16 protein-coding genes are annotated in these 16,868 nt (G+C 62.7%); 7 read left to right on the top strand and 9 right to left on the bottom strand.

Features of this window, described 5'->3' with window-relative positions; genetic code table 11:
• Positions 1-50: 50 nt before the first annotated feature.
• The 5 genes from AC5RU9_RS16735 (at position 51) to treS (ending at position 6,084) form a co-directional block, all read left to right on the top strand.
• Positions 51-1,043, top strand: coding sequence for a DUF1852 domain-containing protein (locus AC5RU9_RS16735; RefSeq protein WP_211710105.1), 993 nt, complete (start codon positions 51-53; stop codon positions 1,041-1,043).
• Between the two features lie 20 nt (positions 1,044-1,063).
• The gene (locus tag AC5RU9_RS16730) at positions 1,064-2,110 is read left to right on the top strand and encodes a methionine synthase (RefSeq protein ID WP_494017312.1); all 1,047 of its coding nucleotides are present in this window, start codon (positions 1,064-1,066) and stop codon (positions 2,108-2,110) included.
• A 2-nt stretch (positions 2,111-2,112) separates the two neighbouring features.
• Complete coding sequence (locus AC5RU9_RS16725) at positions 2,113-2,685, top strand: flavin reductase family protein (protein WP_494017311.1); 573 nt, start codon at positions 2,113-2,115, stop codon at positions 2,683-2,685.
• Between the two features lie 195 nt (positions 2,686-2,880).
• On the top strand, positions 2,881-3,597 hold the full coding sequence (locus tag AC5RU9_RS16720; protein WP_494017310.1) for a YoaK family protein: 717 nt from the start codon (positions 2,881-2,883) through the stop codon (positions 3,595-3,597).
• 192 nt (positions 3,598-3,789) lie between these two features.
• Positions 3,790-6,084 (top strand): maltose alpha-D-glucosyltransferase, encoded by a 2,295-nt coding sequence (gene treS / locus AC5RU9_RS16715; RefSeq protein ID WP_494017309.1) that lies wholly within the window; start codon positions 3,790-3,792, stop codon positions 6,082-6,084.
• Positions 6,085-6,152: 68 nt separating this feature from the next.
• On the opposite strand, the gene AC5RU9_RS16710 is transcribed toward treS, so the two are convergent.
• The 3 genes from AC5RU9_RS16710 to ppk2 all read right to left on the bottom strand — a co-directional run bounded on the left by AC5RU9_RS16710 (position 6,153) and on the right by ppk2 (position 8,380).
• The gene (locus AC5RU9_RS16710; RefSeq protein ID WP_494017308.1) at positions 6,153-6,818 is read right to left on the bottom strand and encodes a hypothetical protein; all 666 of its coding nucleotides are present in this window, start codon (positions 6,816-6,818) and stop codon (positions 6,153-6,155) included.
• Positions 6,818-7,339: an RNA polymerase sigma factor gene (locus AC5RU9_RS16705; protein ID WP_494017307.1), complete on the bottom strand. Its 522-nt coding sequence runs from the start codon at positions 7,337-7,339 to the stop codon at positions 6,818-6,820. Before AC5RU9_RS16705 ends, AC5RU9_RS16710 begins: the two co-directional genes overlap by 1 nt.
• Before the next feature lie 105 nt (positions 7,340-7,444).
• Positions 7,445-8,380 carry a polyphosphate kinase 2 gene (gene ppk2, locus AC5RU9_RS16700; RefSeq protein WP_494017306.1) on the bottom strand — a complete coding sequence of 312 codons (936 nt, stop codon included), beginning with the start codon at positions 8,378-8,380 and terminating at the stop codon, positions 7,445-7,447.
• Between the two features lie 185 nt (positions 8,381-8,565).
• Between ppk2 and AC5RU9_RS16695 the strand changes: the two genes are divergently transcribed.
• Positions 8,566-10,593, top strand: a complete 2,028-nt coding sequence (locus tag AC5RU9_RS16695) for a glycoside hydrolase family 3 protein (protein WP_494017305.1) — start codon at positions 8,566-8,568, stop codon at positions 10,591-10,593.
• Between the two features lie 6 nt (positions 10,594-10,599).
• Here AC5RU9_RS16695 and AC5RU9_RS16690 read toward each other — a convergent pair whose 3' ends face one another.
• Positions 10,600-11,610, bottom strand: a complete 1,011-nt coding sequence (locus AC5RU9_RS16690; RefSeq protein WP_494017304.1) for a YdcF family protein — start codon at positions 11,608-11,610, stop codon at positions 10,600-10,602.
• Between the two features lie 77 nt (positions 11,611-11,687).
• Here AC5RU9_RS16690 and AC5RU9_RS16685 point away from each other — a divergent pair, with 77 nt between their 5' ends.
• Positions 11,688-12,125: a VOC family protein gene (locus AC5RU9_RS16685; protein WP_494017303.1), complete on the top strand. Its 438-nt coding sequence runs from the start codon at positions 11,688-11,690 to the stop codon at positions 12,123-12,125.
• A gap of 16 nt (positions 12,126-12,141) precedes the next feature.
• Here the strand turns inward: AC5RU9_RS16685 and AC5RU9_RS16680 are convergent, their stop codons facing one another.
• The 5 genes from AC5RU9_RS16680 to AC5RU9_RS16660 are packed head-to-tail and all read right to left on the bottom strand — an operon-like array spanning position 12,142 to position 16,866.
• Positions 12,142-12,546 carry a rhodanese-like domain-containing protein gene (locus tag AC5RU9_RS16680; protein WP_211710116.1) on the bottom strand — a complete coding sequence of 135 codons (405 nt, stop codon included), beginning with the start codon at positions 12,544-12,546 and terminating at the stop codon, positions 12,142-12,144.
• The gene (locus AC5RU9_RS16675) at positions 12,543-13,358 is read right to left on the bottom strand and encodes an IclR family transcriptional regulator (RefSeq protein WP_494017302.1); all 816 of its coding nucleotides are present in this window, start codon (positions 13,356-13,358) and stop codon (positions 12,543-12,545) included. Before AC5RU9_RS16675 ends, AC5RU9_RS16680 begins: the two co-directional genes overlap by 4 nt.
• Positions 13,359-14,969, bottom strand: a complete 1,611-nt coding sequence (locus tag AC5RU9_RS16670; protein ID WP_494017301.1) for a beta-N-acetylhexosaminidase — start codon at positions 14,967-14,969, stop codon at positions 13,359-13,361. It abuts the gene before it with no gap.
• On the bottom strand, positions 14,966-15,877 hold the full coding sequence (locus tag AC5RU9_RS16665; protein WP_211710119.1) for a carbohydrate ABC transporter permease: 912 nt from the start codon (positions 15,875-15,877) through the stop codon (positions 14,966-14,968). Before AC5RU9_RS16665 ends, AC5RU9_RS16670 begins: the two co-directional genes overlap by 4 nt.
• Positions 15,874-16,866, bottom strand: coding sequence for a carbohydrate ABC transporter permease (locus AC5RU9_RS16660; protein WP_494017300.1), 993 nt, complete (start codon positions 16,864-16,866; stop codon positions 15,874-15,876). Before AC5RU9_RS16660 ends, AC5RU9_RS16665 begins: the two co-directional genes overlap by 4 nt.
• Positions 16,867-16,868: the final 2 nt, after the last annotated feature.

The following is a 16,868-nucleotide window of genomic DNA, read 5'->3' as shown; positions in this document are numbered from 1 at the left end:
ACATACCCCTCGGAAAGGCCGTCTCCGGCCCATCAACGGATTGGCATCACATGGCAGACGACTTCACCTTCAGTATCACCACGACTCCCTTCGACGAGGACTACTCCCCGTCGGAAGGCTCGCGGATCACCACGAATTTCGCCAACCTGGCACGGGGCGAGCACCGCCAGGAGAACCTCCGCAACGCCTTGACCATGATTCGGCGCCGCTTCAACGATCTCGCGAGCTGGGACAACCCGGACCGGGACCGTTACACCCTCGAGCTTGAAATCGTTTCCGTGCAGATCGAGTTCACTGCAGAAGGTACGGATCAGCAGTTCCCACTGTTCGAGGTTCTAGACATCCAGATCGTTGACCAGCTGAACGGGGTCCGCCACCAAGGGATCGTGGGGAACAACTTCTCCTCCTACGTCCGTGACTTCGACTTCAGCGTCGTACTGCCAGCGGCGTCCGCAGCGGCAGGCAAGCCCACCGTTCCCGAGGACTTCGGCGATCTTCACGGCAAACTGTTCCAGCAATTCCTCAATTCCCCGGCATGCCAGGAACGCTTCCCGCAGCCGCCAGTGGTGTGCATCAGCGTCTCCACGAGCAAGACGTACCGGCGAACGGAGAACCGCCACCCGGTCCTGGGCGTCGAGTACCAGCAGGACGAGTTCTCGCTGACGGACGCGTACTTCGCAAAGATGGGGCTACAGGTCCGCTACTTCATGCCACGCGGCAGCGTTGCGCCGCTCGCCTTCTACTTCCGCGGCGACCTGCTCAACGACTACTCCAACCTGCAGCTCATCGGCACGATCAGCACCATGGAGACGTTCCAGAAGATCTACCGCCCGGAGATTTACAACGCGAACTCCGCCGCCGCCGTCGTCTACCAGCCGAACCTGGGAGAGCAGGATTACTCGCGGACCCAGATCGCTTACGACCGCGTCGAGCGCAGTCAGCTCGCGATCACTCAGGCGAAGTACACGGAGGAACACTTCATCACGCCCCACAAGGATCTATTGGACCAGTGGACCGCCAAATACCCCGCTCTCGTCAACTGACCCACGGAGAAACGTCAATCATGAACACACTTTTGCCCACCACCGTTGTTGGAAGCCTGCCGAAACCATCGTGGCTCGCACAGCCGGAGACTCTTTGGTCCCCGTGGAAACTGGACGAAGACACGCTGATCGAGGGCAAGCAGGATGCGCTGCGCATTGCCATCCACGAGCAGAGCCGACGCGGCATCGACATCGTCAGCGACGGCGAGCAAACCCGCCAGCACTTTGTCACCACCTTCATCGAGCACCTCAGCGGGGTCGACTTTGAACAGCGCAAGACCGTGCGCATCCGCGACCGCTACGACGCGAGCGTGCCGACCGTCGTCGGACCGGTGCGCCGCGAGCGGCCGGTATTCGTCGACGACGCGAAGTTCCTCCGCGCAACCACCGACCGGCCGATCAAATGGACTCTGCCCGGTCCAATGACCATGGTGGACACTCTTTTCGATGACCACTACAAGAGCCGCGAGAAGCTGGCCTGGGAGTTCGCTGCAATCCTGAACCAGGAAGCGAAAGAGCTGGAGGCGGCCGGCGTGGACATCATCCAGTTCGACGAGCCCGCGTTCAACGTCTTCCTCGATGAGGTCAAGGACTGGGGCGTGGCTGCGCTTGAGAGAGCGGCAGAAGGGCTGCGCGCGGAGACCGCCGTGCATATCTGCTACGGCTATGGGATCAAGGCGAATAATGACTGGAAGGCGACGCTCGGCTCGCAGTGGCGCCAGTACGAGGAAACGTTCCCGTTGCTTCAGAGGTCCAGCATCGACATCATCTCGCTGGAATCCCAGAACTCCCACGTTCCCATGGACCTCATCGAGCTCCTCCGCGGCAAGAAAGTCATGCTCGGGGCAATCGACGTGGCAAGCGAGACCATCGAGACCCCGGAGGAAGTCGCCAACACGCTCCGCAAGGCCCTGCAGTTCGTCGATGCGGACAAGCTCATCGCCAGCTCCAACTGCGGCATGGCACCGTTCCCCCGCGACGTCGCACTGGCCAAACTGAGTGCCCTCAGCGCAGGGACCAGAATTGTCCGCGAGGAACTCGCCCGCTCCGCCCCCAGGGTGTCATAACGATGTTTCACGCCTACCCCGCAGACACGTGGCTCGAGGCTCCGAAGCAAAGCTTTCCGTCCTCCCTCTCGGCCGACGAATTCAAAGCACTGTTCCGCGGCCACCCGGGGGGTGTCGCCGTCATTACGGCGGATGCCGGCGAAGGACCTGTGGCGCTGACGGTTTCGTCGGTGGTGTCAGTGAGTGCGGAACCTCCGTTGCTGATTTTCTCGGTCTCGGCACTGTCCTCTGCGTCCGAGGTGCTCTCGCGCGCCGAAACCGTCGTCGTGCACCTGCTGGACGCGCACGACGTCGACTTGGCGAAGTTTGGAGCGACCCCCGGCGCCGACCGCTTTGACCAGACGCACCGCTGGTCGGCCCTTGCAACCGGCGAAGCGGTGTATGACGATGTCCGCGCATGGGTGCGCTGCGCCGTCATCAATCGCATGGAGGTGGGGACCTCCACAATCATCGCCGTTCACGCCTTGGAGTCCCGCGTGATGCGTGACGTCCAAGCGGGCGATCCCGGCGACGCTCTGGTCTACCACAACCGCTCATGGCACCGGCTGGGCGAGCATTCCAAGCTTGAAGGCTAAGCGCCGCGCCAACAATGCGAGGCGGCAAACCGAACGGCTCACGACGGCGGGAGGATAACTCCCGCCGTCCGCGCGCGGATCCCCGGAGCGACGGCATCGCCTTAGTTGCCAGCCAGTCCACCTAAAACCATCAACAAGCATGTCTGAGGGGTCGTCATAGAGACCACCCCTCACGATTGAAGGATCCCATAAACCATGACATCAGCCGTAGCCAACTCAGATACCAAAATCGCCTCTACCCAACAAGAAGATGCGTCGTCTCCCGAAAAGTTCCGACTGATGCTCATGATGGCCCTCACGCTCGTTACAGGTGTGGTTGACGCGGTCGGCTACCTTGGACTTGATCACGTCTTCACCGGAAACATGACCGGCAACGTGGTGATTCTTGCGATGGCATTGGCCGGGGCGGCGAACCTGCCAACTTTGGGCCCACTGGTAGCACTTGGCGCCTTTCTCCTCGGCGCGGCGGTCGCCGGGTTTACGCTCCAGTCAAGCCCGAAAGGCTGGAACCGCAGGGTCACGCTCCTTCTCACAGCGGGTTGTATCGCATTGACGGGAACCGCCGCGATCTCTCTCATCGTGGAAGACGTCGGCCGGCAGTCCATTAGTGCCATTGTTGCCGCCGTTATCGCCATGCATATGGGCTCCCAGGCCCTGATTGCGCGGCATTTGGGCGTACGAGACATGACCACAGTGGTCATTACTTCCACCATAACTTCCCTCGCCGGAGAGTCACTTGTGGGCAAGCAACGGCCCCGGTTATTCAACCGACGGCTGGGCGCTGTCCTCGCCATGTTCGCCGGGGCCGCCATCGGAGTACTCCTGCTCCAGATCCATCTCAGCGTCCCGATCGGCCTCGGCATCGCCATCACCGCCGTTGTGACGGTCCTGGGGAGTCGCCGCTGGCATTGATGCGCTGCTTCTCATGGATGACGCGTCGCCCTCCCCCTGACGCAACCCGCACGACTCACTTCTCCTCGAGGTCGACAAACAGCTGCCAAGGATGCTTAGCATGATTACGCCGGGTGCGCCCGGGTACGTGACCTCTTGAATGACCCCTCGGACGGTCGGCGCAGCTGCGGCGACCACGTAAAGGAGAATGCTGTGCGGGAGCCTGTAGTCAACGAGAGCGCGGCAGAAGTCGGCGCTGATCCAGCCGAAACGCAGGAAGAACCGCAGGTAGAGCCCCAGGAATCCGAGGAAACCGCAACGGAGTCGCCGGAGATCACCTTCGACGAGCAGTTCTACCCTGCCCGTCCCAAAGCGCTACGGCCCATTGCCCGGCGTCGTCAGTTCTTCGCGGCGCGACCGTCACTTGAGTTCGACGGCCTCAACAAGACGTATGTGGACTGGCTGCGTAACCAGTCGATGCTCGGCGACGCCAACACCATGGCCCGGCAGCTTTCGGGCCAGGCGAGCATGTGGCAGAACTCGTATGCCAGGCCAAATCCGCGGGCAGCTGTGGAGCGTGCACCCGTTTGGTTCACGGCCTACCCCTTGTCCTTCATCACCAAGGATGGCCAGTCGTTCCTTTCGGCTCTTGGCGATCCGGAACTTTGGGATGCGTTCAGCCAGATCGGCATCCGGGGCCTGCACACCGGACCGGTCAAGCTGGCGGGCGGGATCCGGGGATGGTCGCAGACGCCCAGCGTGGACGGACACTTCGACCGCATCAGCATGGCAATCGACCCCGCCTTCGGAACTGAGGAGGAGTTCCGCCAGATGTGTGAGGTCGCAGTAGAGCACGGCGGCACGGTCATTGACGACATCGTCCCAGGTCACACCGGCAAGGGCGCCGACTTCAGGCTGGCCGAGATGAATTTCCGGGACTACCCGGGCATCTATCACATGGTCGATATCCCGGAAGAGGACTGGCACCTGTTGCCGGATGTTCCGGAGAATGCGGATTCGGTCAACATCAGCCCCGAGGCGGAGAAGGCCCTCCAAGAGGCGGGTTACATCATCGGCCGGCTCCAGCGCGTGATTTTCTACGAACCCGGGGTCAAGGAAACCAACTGGAGTGCCACCAAGCCGATCATTGACACCACGGGCAAGAAGCGCCGTTGGGTGTACCTCCACTACTTCAAGGCCGGCCAGCCTTCCATCAACTGGCTGGACCCTACCTTCGCTGGAATGCGCCTGGTGGTGGGCGATGCCTTGCACTCACTGCTGGACCTCGGCACGGGTGCCCTGCGCCTGGATGCCAACGGCTTCCTCGGCGTTGAGAAGAGCGCGGAGGAAGAGCCTGGCTGGTCCGAAGGACACCCGTTGTCTGAGGCGGCCAACCAGCTGATCGGCTCCATGATCCGCAAGGTGGGCGGATTCTCCTTCCAGGAGCTCAACCTCACCATTGATGACATCAAGTCCCAGTCCGAGTCCGGCCCGGACCTCTCCTACGACTTCATCACCAGGCCCGCGTACCACTACGCGCTGGTCACCGGCGACACCGAGTTCCTCCGCCTTACGCTCAAGCTGGCCATGGAGATCGGCGTGGACCAGGCCTCCTTGGTCCACGCACTGCAGAACCACGACGAACTCACCTACGAGCTGCTGCACTTCGCAGCCGGCCACCGGGAGGACATTTTCGAGCTCGGAGGCGAGGAACTGACCGGTGCTGAGGTTGCCGAGAAGGTCCAGAACACCATGCGGGAACGCCTCACGGGTGAGAACGGACCCTACAACGCGGTCTTCACCACCAACGGCATTGCCTGCACCACCGTGTCCTTCCTGATGGCGGCGTTGGGCGTCAAGGACCCGGATGCCATCACTCCCGAGCAGGAATCCCAGGTCCTGGACGCGCATGTGCTCCTGTCCATGTACAACGCACTTCAGCCGGGCGTTTTCGCTTTGTCCGGCTGGGACCTCACCGGCATCACGGCGCTGGACCGCCAGACAGTGGGCGAGCTTACCTCGCAGGGCGATACCCGCTGGATCAACCGCGGCGCCCACGACCTGATGGGCACCAGCCCGGACGCTACGACCTCGCTGGCGGGCATGCCCCGGGCCCGGAGCCTCTACGGTCCGCTGCCCGAGCAGCTGAAAGACTCCAACTCCTATGCGCGGCGGCTCCAGCAGATCCTCGCGGTTCGGGAAGCGTCGGGGATTGCAACCAGCACCCTCCTGGATGTGCCGGACGTGTCGAACAAGGGATTGCTGGTCCTGGTGAACCAGCTCGCTGACGGAGCCCTGCAGGTCACGGTCCTGAACTTCTCGGACCAGGACATCGCGGGCAGCATCCAGTCCTCCCACCTTGTTCCGGGCGCCACTGTCCACGACCTGTTCAGCGGCGAGGACGTCGGCCAGGTGGACGACCTGGGCAGCTTCTTCCTGGAGCTCCGCCCGTTCCAAGGCACCGCCCTGCTGCTGAAGGACCCTGTGGAGGAAGACGTCACCGAATAGGGGCACGACGTCGGCACTCACGGTGAGTCCGACGTCGAGGTTTGGCCTTGGTTTGGTCCCCTGCGCGGTTAGGGCAGCGGACCCCAATTCTGCACAAGGAATGCCGTCCCGGTTGGGGCGCACTCTCCCAGGTCCGTGTTTGCCGGTGAGCTTCCTCCGCCGAAAGCGAATTCCTGGCCGATGCTGATGACTGTTCCGTCGGGCAGAACCACCCCCGTCCCCATGACTTGGGTTCCGCGAGGGAAAATGAGGCCGCTTGAACTGCCGTCGGGGTCCACGCGGGCCATGCATCCGCCGCTGTTCAGGCCGAGCGTTCCCGTGTTGAGGGCCTCCATGTGGACGTCTGCTTCCGGGTCCGTGGCCACGGCGGCTTTGTTGCCGTTGACGCCGGTGACGATCCCGGCGTCGAACGTCGGCATCCGGACACCCGTGATTTCGGGCAGCGGTGAGCTGCTGGCTGGCGCCGCCTGCTGCACCGTTTGCGGGGGTGTTGTCGAGACCGCAACCCCAAGGATCACGGCAGCGGCAGCGACAGCGGCGACCAGGCCGAGCCCAGCCGCCACCCTGAGCCGACCGGGAGGTGACGACTCAGCGGAGCTACTGACAGAGAGTTGTTCCGCGTCAGTGCGCATGACGGCGAGGCTTTTCTCCCGGCTACGGGCCAGGTCTTCTTCCGTGATTGCCAAGGCTGGGTCGGCTGCGGAGAGGCGTTCCAGCGTTTCCTTGTTCTTCATCACTGCACATCCTCTATGGCTGGATCCGTCCGAAGTAGCTGGCTTAGTGACTTCCGCGCCCTATGCAGACGCATCCGGACGGCCGTGCCCGTGACACCAAGGAGACCGGAAACTTCGGCTGAGCTGAACCCGTCCCAATAGGTCAGGAGGAGCACCTCCCGTTCCTCCGGCTTGAGCTGGTCCAACGCCTCACTGAGGACGCCGTCTTCGGAATCCAACAGGGGTATCGGCTGCCGCTCCAGCTGTTGGGTGAGGTGGAGGGAGCGCAGGTTCGAACGGTAGTGGTTGCGGAGGACGTTCCGGGCTATGCCGAACACCATCAGCACGGATAGTTCATGGTCCATGGACTTCTCCCACGCGATCCGAAAAACCTCTGCGCAAAGGTCCTCGGCCGCCGGCACCCCCTCCGTTCGACGACGGAAGTACCGATAAACCTGGTCATGGCAAGCCGCGTGTGCTGCCAGGAAATGCTTTTGCCTGGCCGACTCCACCCGATCCCCCTGCTCCGTTTGCGAGCTCATACCCGGTTAATGTCCGGCAGTAGGAAGAATGTAACCAACTTCCGAAAAATACGCGGAAGGCACGACGTCGGCACTCACGGTGAGTGCCGACGTCGCGCCCTGTTGTTAGTCGCCTACTGCGTCGCGGCCGCGGCGGAGGATGAGCGGATCGGCGTCGTAAACGACCGAGGTGTCCTTGTCCGCGTAGTCGAACTGGTTGAGGAAGAAGCGCATGGCGTTGATGCGGGCGCGCTTCTTGTCGTTGGATTTGACGGTGATCCAGGGCGCATGGTCCGAATCGGTGTGCAGGAACGTCTTTTCCTTGGCGTCTGTGTAGTCTTCCCAGCGGTCCAGTGACGCGAGGTCCATGGGTGAGAGTTTCCAGCGCCGCACGGGGTCGATCTGGCGAATCGCGAATCGAGTCCGCTGTTCCTGGCGGGTGACAGAGAACCAGAACTTGGTCACATGGATGCCTGCGTCCACCAGCATCTTTTCGAAGACGGGTGCCTGGCCCATGAAGGTGTTGTACTCATCCTCGTTGCAGAAGCCCATGACGCGCTCAACGTTGGCCCGGTTGTACCAGGACCTGTCGAACATCACGATCTCCCCGGCGGTGGGCAGGTGTTGGATGTAGCGCTGGAAGTACCATTGGCCCTGCTCCCGGTCGGATGGCTTGGCGAGCGCGACGGTCCTGGCCGAGCGAGGGTCGAGGTGCTCGGTGAAGCGCTTGATGGTTCCACCCTTGCCGGCGGCGTCCCGTCCCTCGAAGACGATCACGTGCTTCAACCCAAGGTCCTGGCCCCAGTACTGGAACTTCAGCAGCTCAATCTGGAGCCGGTACTTCTCGATCTCGTACTCATCACGGGTCATCCGCTCTTTGTACGGGTAACCCTCGTGCCAGGTCTCCACCGCGGATCCGCCTGGGTCGATAAGGTCCGGGTCTTCACCTTGGCCGCCGCTGATGGTGTAGCCCATTTCCACCAGGTGATCGATGGTTTCACGCAGGTTGTCCCTGACCCACCAATTGTCCAACGATGCAGCTAGTGGGTTTGCCTCCGTCATGCGGTCCTCCTGGTCAGCCGGGTAGTGCCGGGCAGCCTAACAGCGCCGGATGACGGGAGGGTGAACAAGCCCTCGGGTCAGCAGTGCGGCGCCGACCCGCCCCTCGGAGACAAATCGACTTTCTTGTCATATACATGACTTAGCTCGTAAATACATCGCTGCTCCACCAACCGATTGGAATGCAGATGCCCAGAAACGGAACCACCCTCTTGACGGCGGCCACGACTGTACTGCTCATGACTGCCGCTGGCACTGCGGTCGCGGCCGTGCCCACCACGGCGGAACGTACGACGGCGACCAGCACCGCACCGGACATCGAGGCGATGATTGCGGGAATGTCCCTGGACGAAAAGATCGGCCAGATGACCTGGACCCACGTCTACGGCTCGTCGGCAGATGACACGTCCATGGCTGCAAGCAACCAGGAACGGTACGGCGTCAACACCCCAGGCGAAGTCGTGGAGAAGTACAACCTCGGCGGTGTCCTCTATTTCGCTTGGTCCGGCAACACCAACAACCCGCAGCAAGTCGCGGGACTTTCCAACGGCCTGCAGAATAGGGCGATGGGTGCTGACGGAAACGGCATTCCCCTAGCGGTGACCATCGACCAGGAGGGCGGCCCCGTGGCCCGCATCGGGCCCCCTGCCACGGTCCTCCCCGGCAATATGGCCCTCGGCGCCGCGGCGGACAAGGACCTTGCCCGGGCACAAGGAAATATCCTCGGGTCGGAGATGCGTGCCATGGGCATCAACGTGGACTTCGCCCCCGTGCTGGACCTGAACTCCAACCCCGACAACCCGGTCATCGGCATCCGCTCCATGGGTGAGGACCCGGCCCTTGTCAGCTCACTGGGCGTCGCCCAGATCGAGGGTATGCAGTCCCAGGACGTCGGAGCTGCCGCCAAGCACTTCCCTGGGCATGGCGACACATCAGTGGACTCCCACTACGGGCTGCCCACTGTCACCTATGATCGCGAAACGCTGAACAAGCACCTTCAACCGTTCAAAGCGGCCATCGACGCCGGTGTGGACATGGTCATGACGGCCCACATCATCGTCCAGGCCATCGATCCGGAGATGCCTGGAACCCTTTCCCATAAGGTGCTGACCGGATTACTCCGCGATGAACTCGGGTTCAAGGGCCTGGTCACCACGGACGCCCTGGACATGGCGGCCATGGCAGCGGAGTGGCCGCAGGAAGAAATCGCGGTCAAAGCCATCCAGGCCGGCTCGGACATCCTGTTGAACTCCCCCGATGTGGACGCGTCGTTCGCAGGGGTTCGCGCCGCCGTCGGGTCCGGGGAACTGAGCGAAAGCCGCCTCGACGAATCCGTCCGGCGGATCCTCGAATGGAAGGTCAAGCGGGGAGTCTTCGAACAACCCCTTGCGGATACCGCCCGCGTGGACAGTCTGGTTGGTACGGCAGGGAACCTCGCTACGGCCAACCTGATCTCGGACCGCGCCGTTACCTTGCTGCGGAACAAGGACCGGCTGTTGCCGCTGTCCCCGGGCACTTCGGTACTGGTGGTGGGTTCCGGTTCAGGTTGGCCGGAACTTGTAGGGCCTCAGCTGAAGGATCAAGGATTCGCGGTCACCGAAGACTACGAAAACGGGAGTTCGCCCTCCGCCGCCTATCGGGCGCGTGCAGTTGCGGCAGCAAGCAAGGTGGACGCAGTCGTCTTTACCTCGTACAACGCCACCTCCAACGCGGCCCAGCAACAAATGGTGGCCGAGCTCGCCGCCACCGGCAAACCGGTCATTGTGATCGCCACCCGCAATCCCTATGACATCAGCGTTTTCCCGGGTGCCGCGGCAGTGCTGAACAGCTATGGGGTGGCCAACGTCAATTTCCACGGCGTGGTTCGGGCCATCTCTGGCACGGTCAATCCGGGCGGCAAGCTGCCGGTCAACATACCAGCAGCCGACGGCGGCGGCATCCTTCTGCCTTTGGGCTTCGGTTTGAGCTACGACACCGCGACGCCGGCAGCCGTCACCTTCACGGACAAGCCGGGTCGTGGGCAGGACTCGTACACCGTACCCGCGGTGGCGGGCGTCGATTATGTGCTTAACGGCAAGGTGATCGCCGCGGGGACCTACAGGAAGCCCGACGGCGACCTGACCGTCACAGCAGTTCCCATGAAGGGGTACGTCTTCACTGAGGGTGCCGTGACCCGGTGGAACCACACGTTCACCACGGGACTCCCGAACCCGTAGCCGGAGCTAGACTACCGGCGAGTTCATCAGTGCGACCGTGATGAGCAGGGCAATCCCGAACATTGGCAGGCAAAGCACCACGTTCGTCAGGCGGTTGTCCCTCATCACGGCCACGAACTCGCGGAGGAAAGCACTGGGTACGAAATACCTGGCCGTCGGGGCGCCCACTACCTCGGCGTTGATCTTCTGCCGACGTGACAGGAGCGCGGCGCGGAGGACGTGGTAGTTGTTGGTGCACACCAGCAGCGGACCGTTGATGCCCTTCGCCGCCAGAAGGGCGACGGAGTAGGCCAGGTTCTCGCGGGTGGTGGTGGCCTGGTCCTCCTCCAGCACGTCGCCCGAAGCGGCACCCTTCGCTACCAGGTACTCCTTCATTGCCGCGGACTCCGGCCGGGGTTCGTCCGCGCCCTGGCCCCCGGAAGGAACCAATACGGGCCTGACCGGAGTGACGCCGTCGTAAATTTCCAGGGCCTTGTTCAAGCGCGCGGCGAGCAACGGCGGGACCTTGCCGTCGATCAGTCCGGAACCCAGGACGATGACAGCTGCAGGGTTGGGGCTGAAGCGCATCCTCGAGTACACCACCGCGTACCCGAGGAACACCACGAACGCGCAGCCAAGGTAGGCGCAGAGGAAGAAGGCCAGGGCGGCGATGCCAGCCAGGACTGGTTGTCCGCTGACAACAAAAAGGAACGCGACGACGGGGGCCAGGAACACCGCCAACCCAACGGCAATCGGGAGGAAGCTGGTGATGCCTGGACCTTCCCTGCGGACCATCGTGATGCCGTTGGCGATCAGGAAGCTTGCGAACACGAAGATGCTCACCACGGGGACCACCAAAACCACCAGGTTGAGCCATTGGAACCAAGGGTTCAGGTCGATCAGGAAATCCAGGATCGCCTGCAGGAGGAACCAGGCCGACACCAGCAGCAGCACGCCGTTACGCAACCGCCGCCGATCCGACTGGTAGGAGGCGAGGAAGAGGCCCGCGAAGAGAAGTCCAAGGACCAGGTTCAGCATGGTCCAAGCCTATTAGGTGGTGTCGGCCCGCGTGGTCGGCGCTGGAGCTATCCATGACGCCTTGGTAGCTTCGACCCATGGCCATCAAACTTGAGAACGTCGGTATTGCGGTTCGGGACATCGAAGAAACCATCGCCTTTTTCACGGACCTCGGCCTTTCGGTGGTCGGTCGTGACACGGTCAGCGGCGAGTGGGCTGATACCGCCGTCGGGCTTGACGGCAACCACGCGAAAATCGCGGTGCTCCAAACGCCGGACGGCCAGGGACAACTGGAACTCTTCGAGTACATCCATCCTGATGCGATCGAAACGGAACCAACATTGCCGAACGAGATCGGCATGCATCGGGTGGCCTTCTCCGTTGACGACATCGACCACGCCCTGGAGATAGCGGCGAAGCACGGATGCACGCCGCTGCGTGGCGTCGCCACATACGGCGACGTGTACAAACTCACGTATCTCCGCGGGCCCAGCGGAATCCTGGTGATGCTCGCCCAGGAACTGAAGAAGAGTTGACCTCCCTCGCTTCGACTCAGGCCTTGTGCGCGGTCACCAGCGCGTCGGGGCTACTTCGAACGATTCCCGCAGCTGTCTCCACTGGGAGCCCGTTCCGGATCCAGTACTCGATGCCACCGATCATTTCCTTCACCGGGTACCCCAACTCGGCAAATGCGAGCGCGGCGAAGGTGCTGCCATTGCATCCCGGCCCCCAGGAATAGACCACGATCTGTGATCCGGCCGGAATCAGTTCGGCCGCGAGTTCCGGGATCTGCGCGGTCGGGATATGTACGGCATCGGGAATATGTCCGTGGTCCCACGAGGAACGCCGGCGCGTGTCCACTATGACCAGGGAACCCGCCTCGGCGTCAGCCACGTCCATGACGTCAATCTCGCATTGCAGCTTTGCCCGGAAGTACGCTGCGGGATCCAGGCTCATGCGAGCTTCGCCAGCTTCGCGCTTGCCCTGCGGGAACCCAGTTTCGCGGAAATGCGAAGGCTTGTTTCGGCCGCCATCGGTCCAACTTCACGCACGCGCTTGGCGGTCATGCGTGACGACAGGGAAGATACGGACAAAGCGGCCACCACGTGATCATCATGGCCGAAGATTGGAGCTGCGACGCAGCGGACTTCCGGCTCGTTCTCACGGTCATCGATGGAATAACCCCGTCGCCTTATGGCCTCGAAGTCAGCGCGGAGCAATGCCGGATCGGTGATGGTCTTGTCAGTGAGGGGCACCAATTCGCCCGCCAGGATGGGGCCCACCACCTCTTCTGGACTGAATGCGAGCATGGCCTTGCCAACGGCGGTGCAGTACGCCGGCATGGTGGCCCCGACCCTCGACGCCATGCGCACCGTAGCCTCGTCCTCCACCTTGTCCAGATAGACAACGTCGTGCCCGGAAAGCACCACCAGGTGGCAGGTGCTCTCCGTGGCGCGCATGAGGGCCCGGAGTTCGCCATTGGCAACGCTTCGCAGGTCTACGCGGTCAAGGTAGGACTGTCCCAGGCGCAGGCAGCCGTGGCCCAGCCGGAACTTGCCCGTCTCGTGGTCACGCTCCAACAGGTTTTCCTCGAGGAGCGGAGCAGCAAGGCGCAACAACGTGCTCTTGTTCAAGCCTGAGAGTCGGGCAAGCTCCACCAGCGCCAGACCATCACCGTTGCCGGGCTCCTCGGCCACCACTGTCAGCAGCGCCAACGCCTTGCGGAGCGAGGCCGAGGAGTTGCGGACCTCTTTGCCTTCAGTAGTCACTCAGTTCCTCACGAGCTGCTCGGCGTCGTAATCGCGTTTCCAGCCCTCAACACCAGGACGCTGCTGCCAGGGTGCGGGGCCTGCAAGCGGCCGGTATTCCACACCCATTGCTTCGAGCCTCGCCAGATGTGCATGTGTGAGCCGCTTCAGGAACTCATCGTAGTCCCGGTTTTCCGGGTTGGACCAGAACACTTCGGCGATCGCGCTCAGCCGCGGGAAGGCAGCGAACTGCACGCGGCGCGGTGAGTCCAAGTGCTCGGTCCAGATGTTGGCCTGGGCTCCCAGCAGGCGCCCCGGGAAGTTCGTGCCGTCCACGCCGGGCAACGGCTCAAACTCGTAGACAGCCTGAAGCGTCGTCACGAAACCCACCGGCACCGGCTCGTCGTCGCCATCGGCTTGTCTGTGGTCCAGGTAAAGCTTGTGCTCCGGGCACATCACTACGTCATAGCCCTTGCGGAGGGCATCAATCCCGCCCTCGTATCCCCGCCAGGACGCCACGAGCGCGCCGTCCGGCAGTCCGCCGTCGCCGATTTCATCCCAGACGGATGTGGCGCGGCCATGGTTTTGCAGGTGCAACGCCAGCTGCCCGACGAACCAGCTGTGCAGGCCTGAAACGTCGTCCAGCCCCAACTCGGCCGCCTTGGCCTGCGCCTGGGCACTGGCTTGCCATTGGGCCAGTGGGACTTCGTCGCCGCCAAGACTTATCCACGGGGAAGGGAAGATCTCCACCACTTCGTCCAAGACGTTGCGGTAGAAATCGAGCGAAGTTTCGGAGACTTCCAGAACCGTCTCGTTGATACCCCAGCGCGTCCAGACCTCCACCGGCCCCTCGCCCATCCCAAGCTCCGGGTACGCCGCGATAGCAGCCTGGCTGTGCCCCGGAACATCGATCTCCGGGATGACGGTGATGTGGCGGTCAGCGGCAAAGGCCACGATTTCGCGAAGGTCATCCTGCGTGTAGAAGCCACCGTGCGGACGCCCGTCGAAAACGCCAGCACGCCAGGAACCCAGCGAAGACTCACGGCGCCAAGCACCCGTTTCAGTCAGCTTGGGATAGCGGTTAATCTGAACCCGCCACCCCTGGTCATCCGTTAGGTGAAGGTGCAGGACGTTGAGTTTGTGCATGGCCATGACCTCGATGAACCTCAGCACGTTCTCTTTGGGCATGAAGTGCCGTGCGACGTCCAACATGGTCCCGCGGTAACCGAAGCGTGGCTTGTCCTCCACAAAGACGCGCGGCACCGGCCACGCGTCGGAACCAGCAACAGGAGCTTGACGCAACGCTGCCGGTCCCAACAGCTGCAGAAGCGTCTGCGCACCGTAAAACGCGCCAGCGTCGCCGCCCGCGGAAATCACGACGGCGTCGCCCACCTCCAGGCGGTACGCCTCGGCGTCGAGTGCGGGGTCAAGCAGGAGTCGAATGGCCGCGCTCTGGGCTGGTGCAGGCGCCATGTCCCAGCCGGTCGCTGCCCCCAAAGCCCGGGAGAGCCAACGCCGTGCGCCGCTCAGTTCCGGGTCAGCACCCACAGTTGTTCCGGCGTCGAGCACCAGTTCGCCTGTCCCCGCAGAGAAGGACCACGGCGCAGGGACCAGCTGATGGAGCGCGCTCATCCCTTCACCGCCCCAGCCAGGCCGGATACCAGCTTGCGCTGGACCGATACGAAGAAGATCAGCACAGGAATGGTCATGATGACCGAGCCGGCCATGATAGCGCCCCAATCGTTTTGGTCGGGCTTGAAGAACGTCAAGAGTGCCATGGGAAGCGTCTGGTTCTCCTGGGCGGAAATGATGAACGTCTTGGCGAACAGGAAGTCGTTCCACGTGGAGATGAATGAGAACACCGAGCATGCCACCACGCCTGGAGCCACCAGTGGGAACAGGATGGAGCGGACAAACCGGAAGCTGCTGGCACCGTCCAAGCGGGCCGCCTCCTCCACTTCCAATGGAACAGCCGCCACGAAGCCGCGCAGCATCCAGATCGCGAACGGAATGCTGAAACCGACGTGAACGAGGACCAGCGAACCCAGTTGGTTCAGGCCAACCAACGGGATGGCCTCGCCGGCGTTGCGCAGGAGGAAGAACAGCGGAATCGTGAGGGCCTCAACGGGCACCATCTGCGAGACCAGGATGATGACCAGAAGCTTGGTCCGCATCTTGAAGTTGTACCGGGTCAACGCCACCGCGGCGAGGAAGGCGAGGATGGTGGAGAGCACCACAACCACCAGCGCCACGATCACGCTGTTCAGGAAATACTGGCCAAAATTGTTCACGCCAAGGACGCGGCCGAACGAGTCCAGCGACGGTTCCAGCGTGTACGGGGCTGCATCACCGGCGTCGAGCGCTGTTTTTGGCTTCAGCGCGGACAGCACCATCCAGAACAGCGGGAAGGCAACGATCAGCGCGATGACGATCGCGGCAGCATCGGCGCCGAAACGGCGTTTGCCCTGCTTGCGCAGCTTCTGCGGGACGTCGGCCTTGGTGTTTCGGCGTGCGGCCAATGAAACGTCGACGGCGGTCATAGGGCTTCGCCTGTTCTCTTGAGGATCCGGAGGTAGACAAGCGTGATGACCATGAGCAGCGCAGTCATGATCACGCCGAGCGCAGAGCCGAGGCCATAGAGGCTCGCAGCGAACGCCTGCTGGTAGCCGTAGACGTTGAGCACCAGGTTCTGGCCGGCAATCCCACCACCGTTGGTCATGATGTAGATCTGCGAGAAGATCTTGAAGTTCCAGATGATGGACTGGATGGTCACCACGATCACGATTGGACGGAGCATCGGGAGCATGATGCTGCGGGCAATGCGCGGCATGGAAGCGCCATCGATCCTGGCGGCCTCAATGACCTCGGTGGGGATTGCCTGGATGCCTGCGTAGACAGTGACCAGGACGAACGGGAACGAGCACCACACCACTTCGCTGGCCACGAGTCCGAAAGCCGACCATTTGTCGTACGTCCAGGAGTAGCCCTGGAACTGCGTCAGGCCGATTGAGACCAGCGTCTTGTTGACCAAGCCGAGCGTGGGCTCGAAGAGGAAGAGCCACACGGCGCTGCCCGTGACTGCCGGGGTGGCCCAGGCGCCGAGCGACACCACGAAAAGCATCGAACGGACCCAGGGGCGCAGCCTTGTTGCCAGCACTGCCAGCGAGCTGCCCACCAACAACGTGAAGACCACGCAAGCGGTGGCGAACACCACGGTGTTGCCCAGGACGGTCCAAAACTGTGGATCAGCGAAGAGCTTCTGGTAGTTCTCAAGGCCCACGAAGTTCAGGGGTGCCTTGCCGCTGACCTGGGCTTGGCGGTAGTCGTACAGCGAGACGTTGATCAGCTGGAAGATCGGATAGCCCAGCAGTGCGATCAGGACAATGAACGCCGGGGCCAGGTAGAGCCATGGCTCCAGACCGCGCTTTCCGTTGGAGAAACGCTGGGACTTGCGTGCCGCCGTCGTCGTTCCCTTACCGGGCGTACCGCCCTGAGGCGCATCGGGCAGAACCGGGGTCAGCGCCGTCATGC

It is taken from the genome of Arthrobacter sp. B0316-5-4 (genome assembly GCF_059090325.1).
Note: the sequence above shows the minus strand (reverse complement) of the source record. Positions and strands in the feature narration are given on the sequence as shown.

Excerpts from the sequence above, each read along its gene's own strand:
- AC5RU9_RS16720 (WP_494017310.1), top strand. The coding sequence starts at position 2,881 with ATGACATCAGCCGTAGCCAACTCAGATACCAAAATCGCCTCTACCCAA.
- AC5RU9_RS16710 (WP_494017308.1), bottom strand. The coding sequence starts at position 6,818 with ATGAAGAACAAGGAAACGCTGGAACGCCTCTCCGCAGCCGACCCAGCC.
- AC5RU9_RS16660 (WP_494017300.1), bottom strand. The coding sequence starts at position 16,866 with ATGACGGCGCTGACCCCGGTTCTGCCCGATGCGCCTCAGGGCGGTACG.
- AC5RU9_RS16705 (WP_494017307.1), bottom strand. The coding sequence starts at position 7,339 with ATGAGCTCGCAAACGGAGCAGGGGGATCGGGTGGAGTCGGCCAGGCAA.
- AC5RU9_RS16680 (WP_211710116.1), bottom strand. The coding sequence starts at position 12,546 with ATGAGCCTGGATCCCGCAGCGTACTTCCGGGCAAAGCTGCAATGCGAG.
- AC5RU9_RS16665 (WP_211710119.1), bottom strand. The coding sequence starts at position 15,877 with ATGACCGCCGTCGACGTTTCATTGGCCGCACGCCGAAACACCAAGGCC.
- AC5RU9_RS16695 (WP_494017305.1), top strand. The coding sequence starts at position 8,566 with ATGCCCAGAAACGGAACCACCCTCTTGACGGCGGCCACGACTGTACTG.
- AC5RU9_RS16690 (WP_494017304.1), bottom strand. The coding sequence starts at position 11,610 with ATGCTGAACCTGGTCCTTGGACTTCTCTTCGCGGGCCTCTTCCTCGCC.
- AC5RU9_RS16735 (WP_211710105.1), top strand. The coding sequence starts at position 51 with ATGGCAGACGACTTCACCTTCAGTATCACCACGACTCCCTTCGACGAG.
- AC5RU9_RS16730 (WP_494017312.1), top strand. The coding sequence starts at position 1,064 with ATGAACACACTTTTGCCCACCACCGTTGTTGGAAGCCTGCCGAAACCA.
- ppk2 (WP_494017306.1), bottom strand. The coding sequence starts at position 8,380 with ATGACGGAGGCAAACCCACTAGCTGCATCGTTGGACAATTGGTGGGTC.
- AC5RU9_RS16725 (WP_494017311.1), top strand. The coding sequence starts at position 2,113 with ATGTTTCACGCCTACCCCGCAGACACGTGGCTCGAGGCTCCGAAGCAA.
- AC5RU9_RS16670 (WP_494017301.1), bottom strand. The coding sequence starts at position 14,969 with ATGAGCGCGCTCCATCAGCTGGTCCCTGCGCCGTGGTCCTTCTCTGCG.
- AC5RU9_RS16685 (WP_494017303.1), top strand. The coding sequence starts at position 11,688 with ATGGCCATCAAACTTGAGAACGTCGGTATTGCGGTTCGGGACATCGAA.